The organism is Bradyrhizobium sp. Crot121, from assembly GCF_059512385.1.
In genome coordinates, this window is sequence record NZ_JCAMOR010000005.1 from 108,575 (window position 1) to 131,907 (window position 23,333).

Here is a 23,333-nt window from a genome sequence, read left to right on the forward strand (position 1 = left end):
TGTAGTCAGACAGGGGTCGATAATGTTTAATTCCATTAAGCGAAACTCGCGTCTCGCCGCCGCCGCATTTGGCGCGCTGGCGATTGGCACCATTGGTTTTTCTACATCGAGCGCGGCCGCACCGCTGCCGTTCTTCCCGTTCCTCATGACGCCGCCGACCGAAGCCGCGCCGCCGCCCTCCGTCGAGGCTGCGCCGCCGCAGGGTGAGGGCCGGTTCGAACTGCCCGCGCGTCTGCGCCGCCAGGTGGTCAATTACGCGACGCGTGAAGCGCCCGGCACGATCATCATCGATACCCCGCACACCTATCTCTATTATGTGCTCGGCAACGGCCAGGCGCTGCGCTATGGCATCGGTGTTGGCCGCGACGGCTTCACCTGGTCCGGCGTCCAGACCATCACCAAGAAGGCGGAATGGCCGGATTGGACCCCGCCACCGGAAATGATCGCCCGCCAGCCCTACCTGCCGCGCTACATGGCCGGCGGCCCCGGCAACCCGCTCGGCGCCCGCGCCATGTATCTCGGCGGCACCGTCTATCGCATCCACGGCACCAATGCGCCGGAGACGATCGGCACCCACGTTTCCTCCGGCTGCCTGCGGCTGATCAACGAGGACGTCATCGATCTCTATTCCCGCGTCAACGTCGGAACCAAGGTGATCGTGCTGCCGATGACCGACCGCCGCGCCGATCTCGGTACGACGGTGCGATAAGCGCTGAAAGACTGGATTCAAGAGCGGCTCCGGCATTGGCCGGGGCCGTTTTCATTTCGCGGGCTCTCGTAGCCGGGGTGGAGCGCAGCGCAACCCGGGACGTCTGCATCCGCGCCGCAGGTCCCGGGTTACGCTGACGCTTCACCCGGGCTACGGACGGCCATGTTCAGCCAAACGGCGCGCGACCCAGAAACGCCGCAACACGGACACCGACCCGCCGCACTGGCGCATCTTTCCCCTTCCCTATAATAAGCGAATCGGGGGTTTCTCGATCCGGGGGAATGATGCGTCTGCCGATGCGTCCGAAGACGATAGTGATTGGCGTCGTGGTGATTGCGGCGTCGTTCCTGATCAGCCTGAAGGCTATGGACTGGCTGTCGCCGCATGCCGCGGTGCCGGCACCGCCGCTGGCCGAATTGCCGCCGCTGCCGCCGGCGCCGCGCAGCTCGGTGGTGATGGCGCCGGTCGCCATTGCGCTGTCAGCGATCCGCGACGTCGCCGACCGCGGTACGCCGAAGAATTTCAACGGCAAGGCCGACAATCCGGTGCCGCAGATCCTGCAGAATGCCGATATCGGCTGGACCGCCTCGCGTGGGCCGATCGCGGCGACCGGAGCAGAGGACGTGCTGTCGCTCACTACGCCGCTGACGGGTGCGCTGAACGTCACAGGCTCGCTGTCGGCGAAGGCGACGGGCGCGATCGGCGACGTGCTCGGTAGCCTGCTCGGCGCCAATGCGGCCAAGCAGATCGGCGACATCAACATCAAACAGATCAATGCCAACGCCGAGATCAAAGGCAATGTGGTCGTCACCTCGCGGCCCCGGCTGGCCGCAGCCTGGCGTATCGAGCCAAATCTACAGGCGCAGGTCAATCTCGGCGACACCGGCCTGTCGGTCGCAGGCGTCCGCGTCAACGTGCCGGCGCAGGTCAAGCCGCTGATCGATAAGACCGTCGCCGACCAGTTGACCGCCGTGCAGACGAAGATGCGCAACGATCCGACCTTCGAGCAGAATGCGCGCGCGCAATGGGCGAAAGCCTGCCGCTCGATTCCGCTGCAGGGCGCGGGTGCGGTCGCCAACATGCCGCCAATGTGGCTGGAGCTTCGCCCGATCCGTGCGCTGGCGGCGCAGCCGCGTGTCGACGCTTCCGCGGTAACGCTGACGCTCGGCATCGAAGCGGAGACCCGGATCACGGAGGCGCCGACCAAGCCGGACTGCCCGTTCCCGGCGACGATCCTGATCGGACCGCAGACGCCGGGCCATGTCAGCATCGGCATGCCTGTCGATATGTCCTTTGTGTCGCTGACAAAGCTTTTGGAGGCGCAGCTCGCCGGCAAGACCTTCCCGGAGGATGGCTCCGGTCCGGTCGACGTCACGGTGAAGCACGCGAGCGTGGCGGCCTCCGGTGATCGCCTTCTGATCTCGCTGCTGGTGAACGCAAAGGAGAAGAAGAGCTTCTTCGGCTTCGGCGCCGAGGCCACCGTGCACATCTGGGGACGGCCGGTGCTGGACCAGGCGCAGCAGATCGTGCGGCTGACCGATATCGAGCTGGCGGTCGAATCCGAGGCCGCCTTCGGCCTGCTGGGTGCTGCGGCGCGCGCCGCCGTGCCGCAGCTGCAGCGCGCACTCGCGGAGAAGATGACCGTCGACCTGAAGCCGTTCGCGAGCAACGCCCGCGAGAAGCTCGCCGCCGCGATCGCCGATTACCAGAAGAACGACGACGGCGTGAAGGTTTCGACCGAGATCACGAGCCTGCGACTCGCCGGCATCGCCTTCGATTCCAAGACGCTGCGCGTGATCGTGGAAACCGAAGGCGCGATCGACGTCTCCATCAAGAAGCTGCCGACCCTTTGAGGTTCTCCCTCGCCTCGCTCTTGTGGGGACCGCCGTAGCCCGGGTGGAGCGAAAGCGTAACCCGGGGCGCCGCTCGTCAGTGCTGATACAGACGTCCTGGCTTGCGCTGCGCTCCACCCGGCTACGGGCTGCGCGCGTGCAAACCTCCCCTGCGGCCTTGTTCGCGGTCCAGGGCTTTGCCGCCGTGATGGCACCGGATAGAACTGGCGGCGTTAATAAAAATCCTCAACAAGAAGTTAGGGAGAAGAAACGATGAAACCGCTTGCGGCCGCCCTTGCGGCGGGTCTCGCGCTTGCCGCTTCCGGCGGCGCCGCCAACGCCCAGATTTCCGACGACGTGGTCAAAATTGGTGTGCTCACCGACATGTCCAGCCTCTATGCCGATGCCACCGGCAAGGGCTCGGTCGCCGCGGTGCAGATGGCGGTCGCCGACTACGGCGGCAAGGTGAAGGGCAAGCCGGTCGAGGTGGTCTCGGCCGACCATCAGAACAGGCCGGACGTCGGCGTCGCCATTGCCAGGAACTGGTACGATAACGAGAAGGTCGATGCGATCTTCGACGTGCCGACCTCCTCGGTCGCGCTGCCGATCTCGGCGCTGACGCGCGAGAAGAACAAGATCAATATCAATTCCGGTGGCGGCACGTCCGACCTCACCGGCGTCGCCTGCTCGCCGAACACCGTGCACTGGACCTACGACACCTACGCACTGTCGAACGTCGCCGGCAAGGCGATGGTCAAGCGCGGCGAGGACACCTGGTTTTTCGTCACCGCCGATTATGCGTTCGGCATGGCGCTCGAGCGCGACGCTGCCAACGTCGTCAAGGAAAGCGGCGGCAAGGTGCTCGGCGAGGTGCGCCACCCGCTCAACACCTCCGACTTCTCCTCCTTCCTGTTGCAGGCGCAGGCCTCGAAAGCCAAGGTCGTGGCGCTCGCGAACGCCGGCGGCGACACCACCAATGCGCTGAAGCAGGCCGCCGAATTCGGCCTCACCCAGGGCGGCCAGAAGATGATCGCGCTATTGCAGGAGATCACCGACACCCATTCGCTCGGTATCCAGGCAACCCAGGGCCTGATCGTGACGGATGCCTTCTACTGGGACATGAACGACGAGACGAGGGCCTTCTCGAAGCGCTTCAATGAGAAGGTCGGGCACATGCCGACCATGATCCAGGCCGGGCTCTATTCGGCGACGATGCATTACCTCAAGGCGATCGAGGCCATCGGCGCCGACGAGGCGCCGAAAGTGATGGCGCAGATGCGGGCGACGTCGGTGAACGATTTCTTCGCCAAGAACGGCAAGATCCGCATCGACGGGCGGATGGTGCACGACATGTACCTGTTCGAGGTGAAGAAGCCCTCGGAATCCAAGGGCGAATGGGACCTCTACAAGCTGCTCGCCACCGTGCCCGGCGACGAAGCGTTCCGTCCGCTCGACAAGGGCGGCTGCCCGCTGGTGACGCACTGACGCGCACGACGTAGGCGAATGGCGGATGGACCGCCCCATCCGTCATTTGCGCATCACGCCAACCGGTATGTTCCCCCGATCACCGGATCGCCGTCGGTCGTGACGATCCCTCGGGCGACCAGATCCTCCAGATGCGCCAGCACGGAATAGCCGGCAGCGCCGGTTAGCCGCGGATCGAGGCCGATATAGATCGCCCGCACCATGGTCGGGATGTCGGCTTCGCCCTTGGCGAGGCGATGCAGGATCGAGGCCTCGCGCGCCTTCCGGTGCCGCGCCAGGAAACGGACGTAGCGCGGCCCTTCGGTGATTTCGGGGCCATGACCCGAGAAATAGAGTTCCTCCGGCCGCTGCTCCAGCCGTTCCAGCGAAGCCATGTAGTCGATCATCGATCCGTCCGGCGGCGCCACGATCGAGGTCGACCAGCCCATCACGTGATCGCCGACGAAATTGATGCCGCGCTCGGGCCAGGCGAACGCGAGGTGATTGGCGGTATGGCCCGGCGTCGCCACCGCCTCCAGCGCCCAGCCGGAACCTTCGATCACGTCGCCGCTCTTGACCTCGATGTCCGGCCTGAAGTCGCGGTCGGCACCGGACTCCGGATTATGCTTCTCGCTCTCGAACCGCGGCCGCGAAGCGCGGTGCGGGCCCTCGGCATAAACGGGCGCGCCGGTCGCCTGCTTGATCCGCGCGGTGTTCGGCGAATGGTCGCGATGGGTGTGGGTGACCAGGATGTGCGTCACGGTCTCGCCGCGCACGGCATCGAGCAGCGCCTTGGCATGCGCTTCATCATCCGGGCCGGGATCGATGATCGCGACATTGCCCTGGCCCACGATGTAGCTGACCGTGCCGGTGAAGGTGAACGGGCTCGGATTGTTGCAGAGGACGCGCCGCACGCCGGGGCGGGCTTCGTCGACCACGCCGGGCTGCAGCGGAAAATCGCGGTTGAACGGGATGTCGTCGTTGTCGGCCATGGCTGCACACCTGACGCTGATTCCGTCATGCCCGGGCAAAAGCGCGAAGCGCGTCTTCGCGCAGATGTCCCGGGCATCCACGCGCTTTCTTTCCGGAAGCTCACACGTGGATGGCCGGGACAAGCCCGGCCATGACGGAGCAAGGGGTTACATATCGCTCCACAACATCAGCGCTCACGAGAACGCCTGGATGCCGGTGATGGCGCGGCCCAGGATCAGCGCGTGCACGTCGTGGGTGCCCTCATAGGTGTTCACGGTTTCCAAATTCGCGGCGTGGCGCATCACATGATACTCGATCTGGATGCCGTTGCCGCCGTGCATGTCGCGCGCCATGCGGGCGATGTCGAGGGCCTTGCCGCAATTGTTGCGCTTGACGATGGAGATCATCTCCGGCGCCATCTTGCCCTCGTCCATCAGCCGGCCGACGCGAAGCGAGGCCTGCAGGCCGAGCGCGATCTCGGTCTCCATGTCCGCAAGCTTCTTCTGCACCAATTGCGTCGCGGCGAGCGGGCGGCCGAACTGCTTGCGGTCGAGCGTATATTGCCGCGCACGGTGCATGCAGTCCTCCGCGGCGCCCATCGCGCCCCAGGAGATACCGTAGCGGGCTCGGTTGAGGCAGCCGAACGGCCCCTTGAGACCGGAAACATTGGGCAGCAGCGCACTCTCCGGAACAACCACACCATCAAGCACGATCTCGCCGGTGATGGAGGCGCGCAGCGACAGCTTGCCACCGACCTTCGGCGCGGAGAGGCCCTTCATGCCCTTCTCCAGGATGAAGCCGCGGATCTGGTTGTCGTGCGCGGCCGACTTCGCCCACACTACGAAGACGTCGGCGATCGGTGCGTTCGAGATCCACATCTTGCTGCCGGTCAGCCGGTAGCCGTCGGAAACCTTCTCGGCGCGGGTCTTCATGCCGCCGGGATCGGAACCCGCATCCGGCTCGGTCAGGCCGAAACAGCCGACCCATTCTCCGGTGGCGAGCTTGGGCAGATATTTCTTGCGCTGGTTATCATCGCCATAGGCATAGATCGGGTACATCACCAGCGAGGTCTGCACCGAGTTCATCGAGCGATAGCCGGAATCGACCCGCTCGATCTCGCGTGCGACGAGGCCATAGGCCACATAGCTCGCATTCGCGCAGCCATATTCCTCCGGCAGCGTGACGCCGATCAGGCCGAGTTCCCCCATCTCGTTGAAGATCTCGCGATCCGTCTTCTCTTCCAGATAGGCGTTGATGACGCGGGGCAGCAGCTTGTCCTGCGCATAGGCGCGCGCGGTGTCGCGGATCATGCGTTCGTCTTCGGTGAGCTGGTCATCGAGCAGGAACGGATCATCCCACTGGAAAGAAGCCGCAGCCGGCTTGTCCTTGGCCTGGGGGCGCACGCTCATGAAGATCCCTTTCGTCTCGTCGTTTCGGAATTACCCGATAAATTAAAGCGCCGTGAGTGGAAGCGCAATTGCATTGGGTTCCCCTGGTCAGCTTTCGAGTTTCTCGTTGGAGACGATCTCGATGCCGAAACCGGACAATCCCTTGTAGTCATGCACGGATGAGGTGAGATTGCGGATCGAGGTGACGCCGAGATCGCGCAGGATCTGTGCGCCGACGCCGACCTCGCGCCATTGCCGGTTGCGATCTGCCTCCGCAGTCTGCGTGCCAACGGGCTCAACGGGAACACCCGCCGCGCCGTCGCGCAAGTAGACCAGCACACCGCGGCCAGCGTTCTTGAATTGGCGCAGAACGGCTTCCATGCGCGCCCCACCGGTGAAGATGTCCTTGACGATGTTCGGCTTGTGCAGCCGCGTCAGCACGTTCTTGCCGTCGCCGATGCCGTTATAGACGAAGGCGGCGTGCATGATCTCGTCGAATGGCGAGCGGTAGGCATAGCCCTGCAGCGGGCCGATCGGGCTGTCGGTCGTGAACGTCGCGACCCGCTCGATCAGTTTCTCGCGGGCCTGGCGATAGGCAATCAGATCGGCGATCGTGACGTGCTTGAGCTTGTTGGCGGCGGCAAAGCGGGCCACCTGCTCGCCCTTCATCACCGTGCCGTCGTCGTTCATCAATTCGCTGATCACGCCGACCGGCGGCAGGCCGGCGAGCTTGCAGAGGTCGACCGCGGCTTCGGTATGGCCGGAGCGCAGCAGCACGCCGCCGTCGCGGGCGATCAGCGGGAAGATGTGGCCCGGCCGGGCAAAATCATTGGCGCCGGCATTGGGATTGGCGAGCGCGCGGCAGCAGGAGGCGCGCTCGTCGGCCGAAATGCCGGTACCGCCATCGGGCTTGTAGTCGATCGAGACGGTGAAGGCAGTGGTGTGGCTGGAATCGTTGTGCGCGACCATCGGGTCGAGCCGCAGCCGCTTCGCGTCGTCGGTGGTGATCGGCGCGCAGACGATGCCGGAGGTGTGACGGATGATGAAGGCCATCTTGTCGGCAGTACAGAGCGAGGCCGCGACGATCAGATCGCCCTCGCCTTCCCGATCCTCGTCATCGGTGACGACGACGAGTTCGCCCTTCGCAAAGGCTTGCAACACTTCCTGGATCGTATCGGCCATGTGTCAAAATCTCGCTTCTTGCTGCCAGTGCATTAGCCGGAACCGGCAGCCCGCGCCAGCATCAATCCGCATGGCAGCAGGCATACCAGCATGCATTCCGCCCACCAGCATCTAGGGCAACACCTCGCGCCGCTCGGCGAGCTGCACATCCATCTCGGCGCGCTTCTCTGCCAAGAGACCGGCGTCCGCCGCTTCGATCACCGAGAACAGCTCGCTCGCGTCGCTGATCCGCGTCACCGTCACGTAGTCGGCTCCGGCGGCGTAGAGATCGTTCACGTCAGCCAGGAAATCGGCGGTCGCGACGATCTTGGCGGTCGGATTGAGGCTCCGGACATGGCGGACCAGCTTCTCATTATTGGCGCCGACCAGGAGCGAATCCGGCACGCTCAGGATGATGATCTCGGCCTTGCCGATGCCGGCATGCACCAGCGTATCGACATTGCTGATATCACCATAGATCACCTGCAGGCCGCGGTCTTTCAAGGTCCTGAACACCAGCGGGTTGAAGTCGATGACGCTGATCTGCTCCAGCAGCGCCTCGTTCTGCCGCTCGATCTGGCTGAGCAGGGCGCTGGCGGCGCGAAAAAAGCCGAGGATGACGATCCGGCGGGGCGCGCCGTGGCCGCCCTCGGGGCCATCCGCTTCCACAGGGTGGGCCTGATCGAGGTCGCGAAGCCCGATCCGCTTCAATGGCCCGATCAGGGATCGGGTGATCTCGCCGCTCCTGGTCATCGCGAAGGTGCTGAGCACCGCCAACACCACGAAAGCGAAGGAGGCGGCGCTCGAGGTCGCGGTGGAGATGTGCCCGGCGGCAACGCCGGTCTGGATCACCACCAGCGAGAATTCCGAGATCTGCGCCAGGTTGATCGCCGGCAGCAGGCTGGCCCTCAAGCCCTGCTTCATCAGATAGAGCGGCGTGAACGTCGTGACCAGGCGGCTCACCACGGTGAACGCCGCGATCAGCAGCGCAAGCCCGATCACCGAGAGACCGGGAACCGGGATCGTCATCCCGAGCGCGACGAAGAACAGTGTGATGAAGAAATCGCGCAAGGTGGTGACCTTGGCGGTGACGTCGAGCGCATACGGGAAGGTCGACAGCGATACGCCGGCGACCAGCGAGCCCATCTCGCGCGATAGATGCAGGCGTTCGGCAACCTCGCCGATCAGGAAGCACCAAGCAAGCGCGCCGAGCAGGATCAGCTCGGGGCGGCGTGCGATCTGCTGGAACAGCCGCGGCAGCACGTAGCGGCTGAGCACCAGCGCGGTCGCCACCAGCACGCCGACGCGCACGATCGAGAGCAGGACGATGCCGATCTGGAGGTTGTCGAGGCTCGGCTGCACGGCGAGGAACAGGATCGCGAAGATGTCCTGCAGCACCAATACGCCCAGCGTGATGCGGCCGGGCAGCGTATCGAGCTCGCGCTTCTCGTAGAGCACCTTGACGATGATCACGGTCGAGGAGAGCGCGCAGGCGACGCAGAGATAGAGCGCGTCGAACTTGCCGCCGCCGCCCATCGACAGCCCGATGCCGACGAAAAACAGGATGCCGAGCAGGCAGCCGCCCAGGAGCTGGCCGCCGGCCGCGAACAGGATCACCTTGCCGGCGCGGACGATCTTCTTCAGGTCGATCTCGAGCCCGATCATGAACAGCATGAAGATCAGGCCGAGCTCGGATATGACGCTGATCGATTCCTGGGACTTGACCAGGCCCGTGCCGAATGGACCAATCAAAAACCCGGCGATAAGGTAGGCCAGGATCAGGGGTTGCCGGGAGAAATGAGCTAACAGGCCGAGCACCCAGGCGAACAGGATGCTTAAAGTAATATCACCTATAAGTTCATGCATGTCTTGGGGCTTCTCCTCAGCGCAACCTAGAGACCCAAGCACGGGGGTCAAACGAGCAATCTGTCACATCCGCGCCCTTAGCCTGTTTCTGGCGATTCTGGCATCGCTGACCGCATCCCGCCCCTCTGTGGCGCAAAGCGGCAGCATCGAGCAGGATTTTGCGAGTTCGCTGACGGCTGTTCCCGCCGAGAATCTCGTCGTTTCCGGCTCTTTCTACGTCCCAGTCTATTCCAGTGTTTCGATGAGCCAAGGCAGGCTCAGGGCCGATTTCTCGGTGACATTGAGTGTCCACAACACCTCCGAGACCAAGCCCCTTGTATTGAAGCGGATCGCCTATTTCGACACCGAAGGCAAGCCGGTTGAAAGCTACCTCAAGGCGCCGATCGCGCTGAAGCCGTTCGCAACCATCGAGGTCTTCATCCCCACCTCCGACGTGCGCGGCGGCACCGGCGCCAATTTCGTGGTGGACTGGGCGGCAGCCGGCGAGATCGCTGAACCCGCGGTCGAAGCGCTGATGGTTGGCAGCGTCGGCCCGGGGCACTATGCCTTCATCAGCCAGGGACGACCGATCAGGATCATCAGTAAGAACTAGCAAGAGGGCCATCGACTTTCTCCGGGCCTTCTCAACGACAACAACACGGGAGTGAATGTCCATGTCGTCAGCCCAATTCGATTTCGCGCCGCTGTTGCCCGCCGGCCTGCCGGCACCGGCCGCCAAGTGGACCGGGCTTGCCAAGTACAGCTTTGTCGGCGGCAACAACGATCCGGACGGGGTTCCGGTCGACGGGCTGATTGAGGCGGTCAACGCGGTGCTGAGGCGCGAGGGCAAGGCGCTCGCGACCTATAACCTCGCCCACGGCCCGCAAGGGTATCGGCCCTTGCGCGAATTCCTGATCCATAAGCTCAAGCGCGATGCCGGCATCGACTGCACGGCCGATGACATCTTGATCGTCTCCGGCTCGCTGCAGGCGCTCGACCTCGTCAACCACACGCTGCTGGCGAAGGGTGACACCGTGCTGATCGAGCAGGAGACCTATCAGGGCTCGCTGAACCGGCTCACACGGCTCGGCATCAATGCCGTCGGCATTCCCCTCGACCAGGACGGCATCCGGATCGATGCGCTGGCTGCCGCGCTCGCCGACCACAAGCGGCGCGGCATCACGCCGAAATATATCTACACCATCCCGACCGTGCAGAACCCGACCGGCACGATCCTGCCCGAGAGCCGCCGCGCCGAGATGCTGAAGCTGTCGCGCGACTATGGCGTGCCGATCTTCGAGGACGATTGCTACGCCGACCTCACCTGGAGCGGCGAGCGTCCGCCCGCGATCTATGCCATGAGCCAGCAGGGCGGCGTGATCCATATCGGCTCGTTCTCGAAATCGATCGCGCCCGCCTTGCGCGTCGGCTTCATCGTCGCGCCCTGGGAAGTGATGTCGCGGATGCTGGCGCTGAAGACCGATGCCGGCTCCGGCGCGCTGGAGCAGATGGTGCTCGCCGAATACTGCGCGCCGCATTTTGCGACCCATGTGCCGGAGCTGACGCGCGGCCTGCGCGCCAAGCTCGATACGCTGATGGAGGCGCTGAGCGAGCAGTTCGGCACCGTGGCGGAATTCGAAGAGCCGAAGGGCGGCATCTTTCTCTGGGTCAAGCTTCCGGATCATGTCGATACGCTCAAGCTTTACCAGGCGGCGCTCGCGGCCGGCGTATCGATCAATCCGGGACCGGAATGGTCGACCAACAAGGCGTGGTCCGGCAGCCGGCTGCGGCTGTGCTTCGCGAGCCCCTCGCATCAGCAGATCCGCGAAGGCGTAGCCGTGCTCGCCGACGTCTGCCGTCGCGAATTCGGCGTGCCGACACGCAGCGGCAATATCGAACGCGCGCAAGGCTGAACGCATTCGCTTGCTGAACAGTTGTTCAGGATTCTCCCTAAGTTCCTGCGGAACGTTTCCGCGGGAAGTGCCGTTTAGTTCAGGCACATGGAGGAGGACATCATGAAGAAACTTGCTTGTGTCTTTGCAGCGCTCGGCGCGATTGCCGTTGCAGTTCCGTCGATCGCCAATGCAGAGACCGTCGTAATCAAGCGTGGCGACCATCATCATCACTGGCGCGGCGCCCACGCCGAGATGCGCGGGCCCGGCTGGCATCATCGCCATCACGACAAGGTGGTGATCATCAAGAAGCATCATCACAATTACGGCTACTGAGGCGTGAACAGAATGGCTCCGCAAGGGGCCATTCTTTTTTGCAGCGATCCTGCGTAGGATGGGTAGAGCGGCGCGAAACCCATCGCGATAGAGCGAGCCGCACGATGATGGGTTTCGCGCCGCTCTACCCATCCTACGATTCCCCAAACCTTGCACCGCCGTCGTCCTCGCGAAAGCGGCCCCATAACCACAGGGGAGAGTTCTGATTCAGATTTCAAACAGCCGAGGGGATGTGAGTCCGCATTCTCGCGACGTGAAATGCCCGAGGTTTGCATCGTTTCCGCCCTCCTCGATGTCAGAGGGCGCAGGGAAAGCCGGGTGCTGGTTGCACCCGTGGGTCCCGTGCAACAAAAAGCACGGGGGTAGGACCACAGGTCAACCGAAGCATTCCGGCTTTCCCTGCGCGATGGTGTTACGGTTTCCTTCGCGCTCTCCCCGGTGACCGGGCTTTCTTGCCACCGTCATCTCAAGCGCGAACTTGTTCGCGCGAAAAACTTAGCGCCAGCGTCGGGGCGCCAGGACCACACGACTTCGCCGTCCGTGAGTATCTCGCTCGTCAGTCGTGACACTCACGTCCACCGCATCTCACCGCAACGTTCGTGACGATCGCGAGCCGCCCCTCATCCGCCGTGAGACGCGCGGAGTTAAATCACTGATTTGCCCGACGGCGAAAGCGGAATATTTTTCGCAGCACGGCTGGACAGACTTTGGGCTGATTTGCCCGTCGAGTTGATTTGTCGCACCCAAAGTATCCACGTCGTCATTGCGAGCGGAGCGAAGCAATCCATAGCGCCGCAAGCGGAGGCGTGGATTGCTTCGCGGAGCCTGTCGTCGGGCGCGCGTTCGCGCGACCCGTTGGCTCGCAATGACGGGGCTGCAGCCGGAATGGATTCCGGGCTCGTCCTTCGGACGCCCCGGAATGACGGAGGGAGTCAGATGTGCTCGGCCATGATCTCGCCCGGCCGCGCATCCGGCCGCGGCTCGATATCGACCGACCAGAGGTCGCGGTTGTCGACGTCCTTCAAGGTCACCGTCATCACCCCGGTCGCACCATCGATGTCGACGCGGCCGAAGAATTGCAGGCCGAAGCAGGGAGCGAGGTTGTCTCCCTGCTCTGCGCTGCAGCCTTTCTGATACATCGCTTTGGGGCCGAAAGTGTTGTCGAGCACGCCGGGCGACCAGGTGCCGGCGTGCAGCGGGCCGGAGACGAATTCCCAGAACGGCTCGAATTCCTGGAAGACCGCGCGGTTCGGATCGTAATGATGGGCCGCGGTGTAGTGCATGTCGGCGGTGAGCCAGACCGTGTTGCGGATGCCGGCGCACTTCATGAAAGACAGGAGATCGGCGATCTCGTGCTCGCGGCGCTCCGGAGGGCCGTCGCCGAGCGCGACCGCATCCAGGCTGATAAGGCCGATCGGCAAGTCCGCGGCGATCACCTTCCAGGTGGCGTTGGAGGCGACCAGCTCGCGCTTCAGCCATGCGAGCTGCGCCTTGCCAAGGATGAAGCTGTCGCTGTTGCCATCGCCTTTATTCCACGTGGAATCGCGGTAAGAGCGCATGTCGATGAGGAACACGTCGAGCAGCGGACCATAGGCGATCCTGCGATAGACGCGGCCGTCCTGCGCGGGGGTAGCGCGCATCGGCATGAATTCGTGAAACGCGCGCCGCGCACGCGCCACCAGACGCGAAGAGCCGTCCTCGGCATAGCCGGTCTCATCAGCGCTGCCGATCGGCGACCAGTCGTCGGCAACCTCGTGGTCGTCCCATTGTGCGAACATCGGCACTTCCGCATGGAAGGCGCGGAAGTTTGCGTCACACCAATTGTATTTGTAGTTGCCGCGAAATTGCCCGAGGCTCCTGGCAACCGCCGACTTCTCTTCGGTGACGATGTTACGCCAGAGCGTGCCGTCCGGCAGCCGCAACTCAGATGGCACCGGGCAATCGGCGTAGATGTGGTCGCCGGAATGAATGAAGAAGTCGGGACGGTTCGCCAGCATGGTGCGGTAGCTGCGCAGGCCGCCACGGGAGGGATCGATGCCCCAGCCCTGCCCCACGGTATCGCCGGACCAGACGAAGGAGATCGATTGGCGCATCGTCGGTGCCGTGCGGAAACGGCCGCCCCTCGCCTCGCCCGCAAGTCCGTCGGACGATTCAAAGCGCACCCGATAGAAGATGTCCTGTCCCGGCGGCAGGCCGTCGATGAGGAGCTTTGCGGTGAAGTCGGTTGAAGGCAGCCGTCGCTTGAGGCCGCGCGCAAAATGGTCTTGAAATTCTCGTCGGCTGCGCATTCCACCTGCATCCGCGCGGCCCGATCGACACGCGACCAGATCACAGCGGCATCATCAGAGACGTCACCCGATTGAATCCCGCACCGAAGCTTCGGGCGATCGGCGGCGCGGCTGAGATAAGGCTTTGCGAGAGTGCCGAGACTTGCGAGTGCGGCGGTCGAGCCTGACCGGATCAGAAACTGGCGTCGGGTCAGGCCGCGCCTGGCGCGTGTCGCGATCGCCATCAGGCAGGATCTCCGTCGAATCGCGACGAAGGTTGCCTGTGCTGCTTGACTCCCAGCCTACGGTTTTACGACAGGTGGATGACTCGTGAAAACGCGCTCGTCATGCCCGGGCTTGACCCGGGCATCCACGTCTTGCAGCCGCGCGCGCTCTCGTGGATGGCCGGGTCAAGCCCGGCCATGACGGAGAATGTGTGCGCCAGTGGTGCTCTTAAGACTTTGTCGGGCGCGCCCGTCAACGCCAGTTGCAGATGCCGCCGGAGCGGCAGGGCCAGGTCTGGATGCGGGCGTCGCGGGCCTGGGCGTCGAGCGGGTTGCCGTGGCGGCGGGCAAGCTTGGCGCGGGCGGGAACGCGCCGCTCGGTGCGCACCGACCGCTCAGGCACAGGCGCAGCACGCGCCGCCCTGACCCTTTTCGTCTCTACCGGCTTCGGTTCCGCGACCACATGTGCAGCATCATTGTGATCGCTCTTGGCTTCGACGGGAACCGGTGCGAACTCCGTCGGCGGACCGAGCCGCTTAGGCGACAGCACGGCCTTGGAGAGGTCGAGATTGAAATAGTCGCCGGGGCGATAATCGTCCGCCATCGCCGGGACGCTCAGGACCAGGGCGGCGGTGGCAACGGCGGCCAGAACTGCATTTCTGGAGCTCACCGAACGCCTCCGAAATGACTCCAAGTGGACATGCCCATCATGTAGGAAGCCGGCCGGACAATTCCAGCCGATCCTGTGGGCACGGTTACCGATCAACGAAAACAATGGCCGCAGGTTGCTTCCTGCGGCCCAAGAATAGGCTCAAGAATCAGCCCAAGCACCGGACCGGATCGGAACCTACTCGGCCGCCTGCGCGACCGGCTGACCGATCGCAGCTTCGAGCCGCTGGCACTCCTGGCGATAGCGAGCGACGTTCGCTTCCTTGACGTGGCCGTAGCCGCGTACCAACTCCGCAGCCTTCGCCAGCGCCACCAAGCGCGGCACATCGAGCGGCTTGTTGCCGAGATGGCGCAGGATCATCGCCGAATATTCGCCCGGCAGCGCCCGCTCCATCCGCCGCTCGGCGGTGTAGCCGAAGATATCGAGCGCGGAACCACGCAAGCGTTTCAGCCGCGCCAGCAGCCTGAACGCGCTGAACACCCAGGGCCCGAACTCGCGCTTCCGCAGATGTCCGGTGACCTTGTCGCGACGCGCGAACAGCGGCGGGGCGAGCAGCACCTTCAACCCGGGCTCGCCGTCGAACTGCTCCTTCAACGCCCTTGCGAATTCGCCATCGGTGTAGAGCCGCGCGACCTCGTACTCGTCCTTGTAGGCCATCAGCTTGAACAGGCCTTTTGCAAACGCCTCCGTCAGCTCATGCGAGCCGGGGGCCGCCGCAGTCTCGGCGGCACGCACCCGCGCGACGCTGCGAATAGGCCTCGTCCTGATAGTCGGTGAGGAACTTGGCGCGGAAGGCGATGGTCTCGTCGAGCGTGCGCCGTGCCGGCGCCGCGCTCGACGTTTTGAAGCGCGCGGCGCTGACGACACGTGCCAGGTCGTGCGCCGCGAGCCGGCCCCATGAGAAGGCCATCTTGTTCATGTCGACCGCGGCGCCGTTGAGCTCGATCGCCTTCATCAGCGCCTCCAGCGACATCGGCACCGCACCGCGCTGGAAGGCGAAGCCGAGCAGGAAGGCGTTGGTGGCGATGCTGTCGCCCATCAGCGCTGTGGCAAGGCCGGTGGCATCGAGGATGTCGAGGTCGGACGAGGTGACGGCTTGGCTCAGCGCATCGCGCATCGCGCCCGCCTCGAAATCGATGTCGGGATTCATCACGAAGCTGGCGGTCGGCAGCAGGTCGGCATTGACGATCGCGCGCGTCACGCCGCGTTCGGCGCGGCTCAGCGCCGCGACGCTGGTCGCGACCACGATGTCGCAGCCGAGGATCAGGTCGGCGCCGCCGGCGGCGATGCGGACGCTGGCGAGATCCTCCGCACGCGGCGCGAGCCGGACATGGCTCATGACCGCGCCGTTCTTCTGCGACAGGCCAGTGAAGTCGAGCGTCGAGCACGCCAGGCCCTCGACATGGGCGGCCATGCCGAGCAGCGCGCCGATGGTGATGACGCCGGTGCCGCCGATACCGGTGACGAGAATATTGTAGGGGCCGGACAGCGCCTGCGGCTTTGGCGTCGGCAAGTCCTTAAACAGTGCCGACGGATCGGTAGCGGCGCGGTCGGCCTTGCGCAGCTTGGGATTGTGGACGGTGACGAAGCTCGGGCAGAAGCCCTCGATGCAGGAGAAATCCTTGTTGCAGTTGGACTGGTCGATGCGACGCTTGCGGCCGAATTCGGTCTCGAGCGGCTGCACCGAGACGCAGTTCGATTGCACTGAGCAATCGCCGCAGCCCTCGCAGACGCGCTCGTTGATGAAGACGCGCTTGGGCGGATCGGGATAGAGCCCGCGCTTGCGGCGACGCCGCTTCTCGGCCGCGCAGGTCTGGTCGTAGATCAGGACCGTGAGGCCGGCGATGTCGCGGAGCTCGCGCTGTACGGCATCGAGCTCGCGGCGGTGATGGATGGTGGCGCCAGTGGGGAAATAGTTGGCAGGATATTTGGTGGGATCGTCGGAGACGATGGCGATGCGCTTGGTGCCTTCGGCGGCGACCTGATGCGCAATCTGCGACACGTTGAAGCTGCCTTCGGCGGGCTGACCGCCGGTCATCGCGACCGCATCATTATAGAGGATCTTGTAGGTGATGTTGACGCCGGCGGCGGCCGCGGCGCGCAGTGCGAGCAGGCCTGAATGGGTGTAGGTGCCGTCGCCGAGATTCTGGAAGACGTGCTTCTCGTCGGTGAACGGAGCCTGCCCGATCCAGGCCACGCCCTCGGCGCCCATATGCGAGATGGTGGCGGTGCGGCGCGCCGGGATCGACAGCGCCATGCCGTGACAGCCGATGCCGGCCATGGCGCGGCTGCCTTCCGGGATCTTGGTCGAGGTGTTGTGCGGACAGCCCGAGCAGAAATAGGGCGTGCGCTGCAGTTTTGCGGCGCCGATGCCTTCGGCCGGCCGATCGAAGGCCTCCAGCTTGGCGAGGCGCTGCTCCAGCATCGGACTGCGATGGCCGAGCCTGCGCAGCCGCGCGACGACAGCGGCAGCGACCATGGTCGGCGTCAATTCCCCTTCGCTCGGCAGCAGCACCGCGCCGCTCTCGTCGCGCTTGCCGACCACCGACGGCCGCCTGGAAGCATCCACATTGTAGAGGATGCGGATGAGCTGGTCCTCGATGAAGCCACGCTTCTCCTCGACCACGAGCACGTCCTGCAATCCTTCGGCGAAGGCGCGGGCGCCGGATTCCTCCAGCGGCCATGTCAGCGCGACCTTGTAGATGCGAAGACCGAGCGCTTGTGCCTCGGCGTCGGTGATACCAAGCTCAGCCAGCGCCTGGCGCAGATCGAGATAGGCCTTGCCGGTCGCCATGATGCCGAGCCGCGCCGGCTTGGAGTCGAGCACGATGCGGTCGAAGCGGTTGGCGCGGGCAAAGGCGGCGACGGCCTGCATCTTCGGGCCGTGCAGGCGGCGCTCCTGTTCGAGCGGCGCATCCGGCCAGCGGATGGAAAGGCCATCCGGCGGCATCTCGAAATCATCCGGCGTGATGATGCGGATGCGGTCGGGATCGCTGATGATCGAGGCCGAGCTCTCCACCGTCTCCGAGATCGCCTTGAAGCCGACCCAGCAGCCGCTGTAGCGCGACAAGGCGAAGCCAAGGATGCCGAGGTCGAGATAGTCCTGCAGCGTGGCCGGATTGACGACCGGCATCAGCGCCGATGCGAACACCTGCTCGCTCTGATGCGCCAGCGTCGAGGACTGGCAGCCATGGTCGTCGCCGGCGAGCGCGATCACGCCGCCATTCCGCGACGTGCCGGCGGAATTGGCGTGCTTCAGCGCATCGAGCGAGCGGTCGACGCCGGGGCCCTTGCCGTACCAGATGCCGAACACGCCATCGACCTTGGCGCCCGGAAACATGCCGACCTGCTGGCTGCCCCACACCGCGGTCGCGGCCAGATCCTCGTTGAGGCCGGGGACGAAGGCGATGTCATGCTGCTTGAGGAAAGATTTCGCCCGCCACAATGTGTGGTCGTACATCCCGAGCGGCGAGCCGCGGTAGCCGGAGATGAAACCCGCTGTGGTGAGTCCCTGCGCACGATCGCGTTCGCGCTGCAGCATGGGAAGCCGCACCAGCGCCTGGGTACCGGAAAGAAAGATGCGTTTGACGTCCAACCGGTACTTGTCGTCCAGGCCAACTTCCATCAGCGACATGCTTCGCTCCCCGTTCGTGCAAGCTTTTTATGGCTGCATAAAATGCACCGTTTTGCTATGCGTTGAAGGGCCTGCATTCATGGCCTGACAGCATATCTCCCGCCCCCTTGCCGGCCCCGCGCATCTTTGAAACGCTATCGTCAACGGGGAGAACCCCGATGGACAAGAACGAAAAGCGGGAGTGAAGCAGAGATGCGCCTTCAAGATCGTGTCGCCATCGTCGTCGGCGCCGGCCAGAGTCCCGGCGAGGGCATCGGCAACGGCCGCGCCACCGCGCTCACTTTCGCGCGCGAGGGCGCCAAGGTGCTGTGCGTCGACCACCATTTGGATTCGGCGCAGGAGACCGTCGACATGATCGCGGCGAAGGGCGGCACCGCTGTCGCCTTCAAGGCCGACGTGACGAAGAACGCCGAGATCAAAGCGATGGTGGCGGACGCGCATCGGCGCTGGGGCAAGGTCGATATCCTGCACAACAATGTCGGCGTCAGCCTCGCAGGCGGCGATGCCGAACTGCTCGAGATCAGCGAAGAGGCGTTCGACCGCTGCGTCGCGATCAACCTCAAGAGCTGCATCCTCGCGGCCAAGCATGTGATCCCGATCATGCGCGCGCAGAACAGCGGCGCCATCATCAATATCTCCTCGATGGCGGCGATCACGACCTATCCTTACGTCGCCTACAAGGCGACGAAATCGGCGATGATCGCCTTCACCGAACAGCTCGCCTATCAGAACGCGCAATACGGCATTCGCGCCAATGTGATCCTGCCCGGCCTGATGAACACGCCGATGGCGGTCGACACCCGCGCCCGCGAATTCAACAAGAGCCGCGCGGAAGTCGAGGCCGAGCGCGACAGCAAGGTGCCGCTGCGCCAGAAGATGGGCACCGGCTGGGACGTCGCCAACGCCGCGCTGTTTCTGGCGTCAGATGAGGCGAGTTTTATTACGGGTGTCACATTGCCTGTGGATGGGGGTGCCAGCGTACGGCGCGGTTGACTGCTTTACCTCGCCCCGCTCTTGCGGGGAGAGGTCGGCGCGCAGCGCCGGGTGAGGGGTCTCTCCGCGAACGCATTTCTCTCAAAACCTAAGATGCGGAGACTCCCCTCACCCCGCCCCTCTCCCCGCAAGAGCGGGGCGAGGGAGAAGGGGCAGCACGGCTGTATCATCTGGTTAAGATTCAATGGATGGCTTGAAAATATTGAAGAATTCCAGCCACACGATGATGTGACGGTCTATCCCCGTAATTCGAAATCCTGACTCGTTCTGGTCGCATGTTCTTCACGAGCGCTGGGTAATACGCGCCCCGTCGATGGTTAACGAATCCGAGGGACCATGAACGACGAATTTGACTACGAGCTGACAACCGATCAGTGGGAAGTTCTCAAAGCGTTGCGTGCACCTGCAGCAAACCCTTCGAGAATAAGCAGGTTTGCGGTCGAAAGCCTGATCACGCTCGGGCTCGCCGCGATGCGGGGCGATTCGCTCGCGTTAACACCTGCCGGACGCAAGGTGCTGGTGCGCGGCTCGTCGAAACTGCTGCAGGACCTCGCCGCTTGAGGTGAGGACCGCAGCGGGATAATTTTTCCTCGAAACCATCCCGCTTCATCTTTTTGTAATGCGTGATCACGCTCCGGGCCCGCGCGGCGTCATGCCGCGTGGGCCTTTGTTGGAATGGTCGCTTCGCCGTGATGCGTCAGCGGCTTCATGCCGGTGGCGCTGCGGAGCAACACATAGAAGACCGGCGTCAGGAACAGACCGAAGATCGTGACACCGATCATGCCGGAGAACACTGCGACGCCCATCGCGCGACGCATCTCCGAGCCGGCGCCGGTCGACAGCACCAGCGGCAGCACGCCCATGATGAACGCCATCGACGTCATCAGGATCGGGCGAAGCCGCAAGCGGCTCGCCTCGATCGCGGCGCGGATCGGCGAACGGCCGGCGAATTCCAACTCGCGCGCGAACTCGACGATCAGGATCGCGTTCTTCGCCGACAATCCCACCAGCACAATCAAGCCGATCTGGGTGAAGATGTTGTTGTCGCCGCCGGAGAGCCAGACGCCGAACATCGCAGCCAACAGTCCCATCGGCACGATCATGAGGATCGCGAGCGGCAGCGTCAGGCTTTCATAGAGCGCAGCCAGCACCAGGAAGACCAGGAGGATCGCGAGCGGGAAGACCCAGAGGCCGGAATTGCCGGCGATGAACTCCTGATAGGTCAGGTCGGTCCATTCGAAGGCAAAACCCGGCGGCAGCACTTCGGCGGCGATCCGCGTCGCCGCTTCCTGCGCCTGGCCGGACGAATAGCCGGGCGCCGCAGCGGCGTTGATGTCCGAGGACAAAAAGCCGTTGTAGCGGATCGCGCGCTCTGGCCCTGCGCTCTGCCGGATCTTCAGCAGCGCCGATAGCGGCACCATGTCGCCGGAGGCCGAACGCACCTTCAACTGCCTGATGTCGTCGGCGCGGGCGCGGAACGGCGCGTCGGCCTGGACATAGACTGAGTACGTACGACCGAATTTGTTGAAGTCGTTGACGTAGTACGAGCCCAAATAGATTTGGAGCGTGTTGAACACCTCCGTCACGGGCACGCCGAGCTGCAGCGCCTTGGTGCGGTCGATGTCGGCATAGAGCTGGGGAACGTTGACCTGGAAGCTCGAGAACAGGCCGGCGATCTCCGGCGCCTTCGACATCGCCGCCATGAACGCCTTGGTCGCCTCGTTGAGCGCGTCATAGCCGAGGCCAGCGCGATCCTCGATCTGCAGCTTGAAGCCGCCGATGGTGCCGAGACCGTTGACCGGCGGCGGCGGGAACATCGCGATGAAGGCTTCCTGGATGCCGGCATATTTCTTGTTGAGCTCGGCGGCGATCGCATTGCCGCTGAGCGAAGCGTCCTTGCGCTCGTCGAACGGCTTCAGCGTCGAGAACACGATGCCGGCGTTGGAGGAGTTGGTGAAGCCGGAGATCGACAGACCCGGGAACGCCACGGAGCTTTCGACGCCGGGCTGCGTCAGCGCGATGTCGCTCATCTTGCGGATGACCTCCTCGGTGCGATCCAGCGTCGCGCCGTCGGGCAGCCGCGCGAAGCCGACCAGATACTGCTTGTCCTGGCCGGGAACGAAGCCGCTCGGCACCTGCTTGAACAGCACGGCGGTGACGCCGATCAGGAGCACATAAACGCCCATCACGGCGGCCTTGCCGAAGATCACCTTGGTGACGCTGCGGCCGTAATTCTCCGAGGAGCGCGTGAAGATGCGGTTGAAGCCCCGGAAGAACCAGCCCAGCCCCTTGTCCATGATCAGCGTCAGCCTGTCCTTGGGCTCGTGATGGCCCTTCAGCAGCAGCGCCGAGAGCGCCGGCGACAGTGTCAGCGAGTTGATCGCCGAGATCACGGTCGAGATCGCGATCGTCAACGCGAACTGCTTGTAGAACTGACCGGTGAGGCCGGAGATGAAGGCGAGCGGCACGAACACCGCGATCGGGACCAGCGCGATCGCGATGATCGGGCCGGACACTTCCTTCATCGCCTGGTAGGTGGCCTCCCGCGGCGACAGGCCGGACTCGATATTGCGTTCGACGTTCTCGACCACGACGATGGCGTCGTCGACGACGATGCCGATCGCGAGCACCAGGCCGAACAGGCTGAGCGCGTTGATGGAGAAGCCGAACACATGCATCACCGCGAAGGTGCCGACGATCGACACCGGCACCGCGAGCAGCGGAATGATCGAAGCGCGCCAGGTCTGCAGGAACAGGATCACCACCAGCACGACCAGCACGATCGCTTCCAACAGCGTGTGCACCACCGCCTCGATCGAGGAACGCACGAACTGCGTGGGATCGTAGACGATCTTGAAGTCGACGCCATCGGGCATGTTCTTCTTGATCTCGGCCATGGTGGCGCGGACCTTGGTGGAGATATCGAGGGCGTTGGAGCCGGGCGCCTGGTTGATCGGGATCGCGACCGCCTGCTTGTTGTCGAGCAAAGAACGCAGGCCGTATTCGGAGGCGCCAAGCTCGATGCGCGCAACGTCACGCAGCCGTACCACCTCGCCGCGCGCGCCGGTCTTCACCACGATCTCACCGAACTGCTCTTCGCTGGCGAGCCGGCCCTCGGCGTTGACGGAAAGCTGCAGGTCGATGCCCTTGACGCTGGGCGAGGAGCCGACCACGCCGGCGGCGGCTTCGACATTCTGCGCCTGGATCGCCCTGACGATATCGCTCGCGGTCAGGCCGTGCTCGGCGGCCTTCTGCGGATCGACCCAGACCCGCATCGAATAGTCGCCGGCGCCATAGAGCTGGACGTCGCCGACGCCGTCGATCCGCGCCAGCCGGTCCTTGACGTTGAGCACTGCGTAGTTGCGCAAATACGTCATGTCGTAGCGGTTGTTCGGCGACAACAGATGCACCACCATGGTGAGGTCGGGCGAGCTCTTCTTGGTGATGATGCCGAGCTGGCGCACCACCGCCGGCAGGCGCGGCTCGGCCTGCTGCACGCGGTTCTGCACGAGCTGCGTCGCCTTGTCGGGGTCGGTGCCGAGGCGGAAGGTCACCGTCAGCGTCATCGCGCCGTCGGTGGTCGCCTGGCTGCTCATATAGAGCATGTTCTCGACGCCGTTGATCTGCTCCTCGATCGGCGTGGCGACCGTTTCCGCGATCACCTTCGGATTGGCGCCGGGATAGGTGGCGCGCACCACGACCGAAGGCGGCACGACATCGGGATATTCCGAGATCGGCATCGCGAGCAGCGAGATCAGGCCGGCGAGGAAAATCAGGACCGACAGCACGCCTGCAAAGATCGGGCGGTCGATGAAAAATTTCGAGAGATTCATGGGTGTGCCCCCGCCTGTGCGGAGCCTTCCAATGCGATCAATTCAGGAGTTGGGGAGTTTCTCCTTCTCCCCGCACGCGGGGAGAAGGTCGGGATGAGGGGAGCTTCCGCAAA

General features: G+C 64.2%; 14 protein-coding genes and 2 pseudogenes. 8 read left to right on the forward strand and 8 right to left on the reverse strand.

What is annotated here, in order from left to right; translation table 11 throughout:
- The first annotated feature begins 22 nt into the window (after positions 1 to 22).
- The 3 genes from AC5ZGW_RS07735 to AC5ZGW_RS07745 all read left to right on the forward strand — a co-directional run bounded on the left by AC5ZGW_RS07735 (position 23) and on the right by AC5ZGW_RS07745 (position 4,026).
- Complete coding sequence (locus AC5ZGW_RS07735) at positions 23 to 709, forward strand: L,D-transpeptidase (RefSeq protein ID WP_028168960.1); 687 nt, start codon at positions 23 to 25, stop codon at positions 707 to 709.
- 284 nt (positions 710 to 993) lie between these two features.
- Positions 994 to 2,562 carry a DUF4403 family protein gene (locus AC5ZGW_RS07740; RefSeq protein ID WP_130226463.1) on the forward strand — a complete coding sequence of 523 codons (1,569 nt, stop codon included), beginning with the start codon at positions 994 to 996 and terminating at the stop codon, positions 2,560 to 2,562.
- 252 nt (positions 2,563 to 2,814) lie between these two features.
- On the forward strand, positions 2,815 to 4,026 hold the full coding sequence (locus tag AC5ZGW_RS07745) for an ABC transporter substrate-binding protein (RefSeq protein WP_130226456.1): 1,212 nt from the start codon (positions 2,815 to 2,817) through the stop codon (positions 4,024 to 4,026).
- 53 nt (positions 4,027 to 4,079) lie between these two features.
- Here AC5ZGW_RS07745 and AC5ZGW_RS07750 read toward each other — a convergent pair whose 3' ends face one another.
- The 4 genes from AC5ZGW_RS07750 to AC5ZGW_RS07765 all read right to left on the reverse strand — a co-directional run bounded on the left by AC5ZGW_RS07750 (position 4,080) and on the right by AC5ZGW_RS07765 (position 9,392).
- Complete coding sequence (locus AC5ZGW_RS07750; RefSeq protein ID WP_165435259.1) at positions 4,080 to 4,997, reverse strand: MBL fold metallo-hydrolase; 918 nt, start codon at positions 4,995 to 4,997, stop codon at positions 4,080 to 4,082.
- Between the two features lie 174 nt (positions 4,998 to 5,171).
- Positions 5,172 to 6,386, reverse strand: coding sequence for an acyl-CoA dehydrogenase (locus tag AC5ZGW_RS07755; protein WP_028168956.1), 1,215 nt, complete (start codon positions 6,384 to 6,386; stop codon positions 5,172 to 5,174).
- A gap of 87 nt (positions 6,387 to 6,473) precedes the next feature.
- The gene (gene ribB, locus AC5ZGW_RS07760; RefSeq protein ID WP_028168955.1) at positions 6,474 to 7,547 is read right to left on the reverse strand and encodes a 3,4-dihydroxy-2-butanone-4-phosphate synthase; all 1,074 of its coding nucleotides are present in this window, start codon (positions 7,545 to 7,547) and stop codon (positions 6,474 to 6,476) included.
- Positions 7,548 to 7,658: 111 nt separating this feature from the next.
- Positions 7,659 to 9,392: a cation:proton antiporter gene (locus AC5ZGW_RS07765; protein WP_130226458.1), complete on the reverse strand. Its 1,734-nt coding sequence runs from the start codon at positions 9,390 to 9,392 to the stop codon at positions 7,659 to 7,661.
- Between the two features lie 127 nt (positions 9,393 to 9,519).
- Here AC5ZGW_RS07765 and AC5ZGW_RS07770 point away from each other — a divergent pair, with 127 nt between their 5' ends.
- From AC5ZGW_RS07770 to AC5ZGW_RS07780, 3 genes are all read left to right on the forward strand, one after another.
- Entirely contained in the window at positions 9,520 to 9,984 is a 465-nt protein-coding gene (locus tag AC5ZGW_RS07770; protein WP_245474757.1) for a DUF3124 domain-containing protein, read from the forward strand.
- Between the two features lie 61 nt (positions 9,985 to 10,045).
- Positions 10,046 to 11,284, forward strand: coding sequence for an aminotransferase-like domain-containing protein (locus AC5ZGW_RS07775; RefSeq protein WP_130226459.1), 1,239 nt, complete (start codon positions 10,046 to 10,048; stop codon positions 11,282 to 11,284).
- A 102-nt stretch (positions 11,285 to 11,386) separates the two neighbouring features.
- A complete protein-coding gene (locus tag AC5ZGW_RS07780; RefSeq protein WP_028168951.1) occupies positions 11,387 to 11,599 on the forward strand; it encodes a hypothetical protein in 213 nt (70 codons plus the stop codon).
- Positions 11,600 to 12,531: 932 nt separating this feature from the next.
- Here the strand turns inward: AC5ZGW_RS07780 and AC5ZGW_RS07785 are convergent.
- From AC5ZGW_RS07785 to AC5ZGW_RS07795, 3 genes and pseudogenes are all read right to left on the reverse strand, one after another.
- Positions 12,532 to 14,111 (reverse strand): annotated as a pseudogene (locus tag AC5ZGW_RS07785) (alkaline phosphatase D family protein).
- Between the two features lie 232 nt (positions 14,112 to 14,343).
- Positions 14,344 to 14,694 (reverse strand): hypothetical protein, encoded by a 351-nt coding sequence (locus tag AC5ZGW_RS07790; protein WP_463327876.1) that lies wholly within the window; start codon positions 14,692 to 14,694, stop codon positions 14,344 to 14,346.
- 243 nt (positions 14,695 to 14,937) lie between these two features.
- Positions 14,938 to 18,394 (reverse strand): annotated as a pseudogene (locus AC5ZGW_RS07795) (indolepyruvate ferredoxin oxidoreductase family protein).
- Between the two features lie 192 nt (positions 18,395 to 18,586).
- On the opposite strand from AC5ZGW_RS07795, the gene AC5ZGW_RS07800 reads away from it, so the two are divergent.
- Positions 18,587 to 19,387, forward strand: a complete 801-nt coding sequence (locus AC5ZGW_RS07800; protein ID WP_130226164.1) for an SDR family NAD(P)-dependent oxidoreductase — start codon at positions 18,587 to 18,589, stop codon at positions 19,385 to 19,387.
- A 336-nt stretch (positions 19,388 to 19,723) separates the two neighbouring features.
- A complete protein-coding gene (locus AC5ZGW_RS07805) occupies positions 19,724 to 19,948 on the forward strand; it encodes a hypothetical protein (protein ID WP_130226165.1) in 225 nt (74 codons plus the stop codon).
- Positions 19,949 to 20,037: 89 nt separating this feature from the next.
- On the opposite strand, the gene AC5ZGW_RS07810 is transcribed toward AC5ZGW_RS07805, so the two are convergent.
- Positions 20,038 to 23,220, reverse strand: coding sequence for an efflux RND transporter permease subunit (locus AC5ZGW_RS07810; protein ID WP_130226166.1), 3,183 nt, complete (start codon positions 23,218 to 23,220; stop codon positions 20,038 to 20,040).
- Positions 23,221 to 23,333 lie beyond the last annotated feature (113 nt).

Excerpts from the sequence above, each read along its gene's own strand:
- AC5ZGW_RS07735 (WP_028168960.1), top strand. The coding sequence starts at position 23 with ATGTTTAATTCCATTAAGCGAAACTCGCGTCTCGCCGCCGCCGCATTT.
- AC5ZGW_RS07740 (WP_130226463.1), top strand. The coding sequence starts at position 994 with ATGCGTCTGCCGATGCGTCCGAAGACGATAGTGATTGGCGTCGTGGTG.
- AC5ZGW_RS07745 (WP_130226456.1), top strand. The coding sequence starts at position 2,815 with ATGAAACCGCTTGCGGCCGCCCTTGCGGCGGGTCTCGCGCTTGCCGCT.
- AC5ZGW_RS07750 (WP_165435259.1), bottom strand. The coding sequence starts at position 4,997 with ATGGCCGACAACGACGACATCCCGTTCAACCGCGATTTTCCGCTGCAG.
- AC5ZGW_RS07755 (WP_028168956.1), bottom strand. The coding sequence starts at position 6,386 with ATGAGCGTGCGCCCCCAGGCCAAGGACAAGCCGGCTGCGGCTTCTTTC.
- ribB (WP_028168955.1), bottom strand. The coding sequence starts at position 7,547 with ATGGCCGATACGATCCAGGAAGTGTTGCAAGCCTTTGCGAAGGGCGAA.
- AC5ZGW_RS07765 (WP_130226458.1), bottom strand. The coding sequence starts at position 9,392 with ATGCATGAACTTATAGGTGATATTACTTTAAGCATCCTGTTCGCCTGG.
- AC5ZGW_RS07775 (WP_130226459.1), top strand. The coding sequence starts at position 10,046 with ATGTCGTCAGCCCAATTCGATTTCGCGCCGCTGTTGCCCGCCGGCCTG.
- AC5ZGW_RS07780 (WP_028168951.1), top strand. The coding sequence starts at position 11,387 with ATGAAGAAACTTGCTTGTGTCTTTGCAGCGCTCGGCGCGATTGCCGTT.
- AC5ZGW_RS07790 (WP_463327876.1), bottom strand. The coding sequence starts at position 14,694 with ATGGCGGACGATTATCGCCCCGGCGACTATTTCAATCTCGACCTCTCC.
- AC5ZGW_RS07800 (WP_130226164.1), top strand. The coding sequence starts at position 18,587 with ATGCGCCTTCAAGATCGTGTCGCCATCGTCGTCGGCGCCGGCCAGAGT.
- AC5ZGW_RS07805 (WP_130226165.1), top strand. The coding sequence starts at position 19,724 with ATGAACGACGAATTTGACTACGAGCTGACAACCGATCAGTGGGAAGTT.
- AC5ZGW_RS07810 (WP_130226166.1), bottom strand. The coding sequence starts at position 23,220 with ATGAATCTCTCGAAATTTTTCATCGACCGCCCGATCTTTGCAGGCGTG.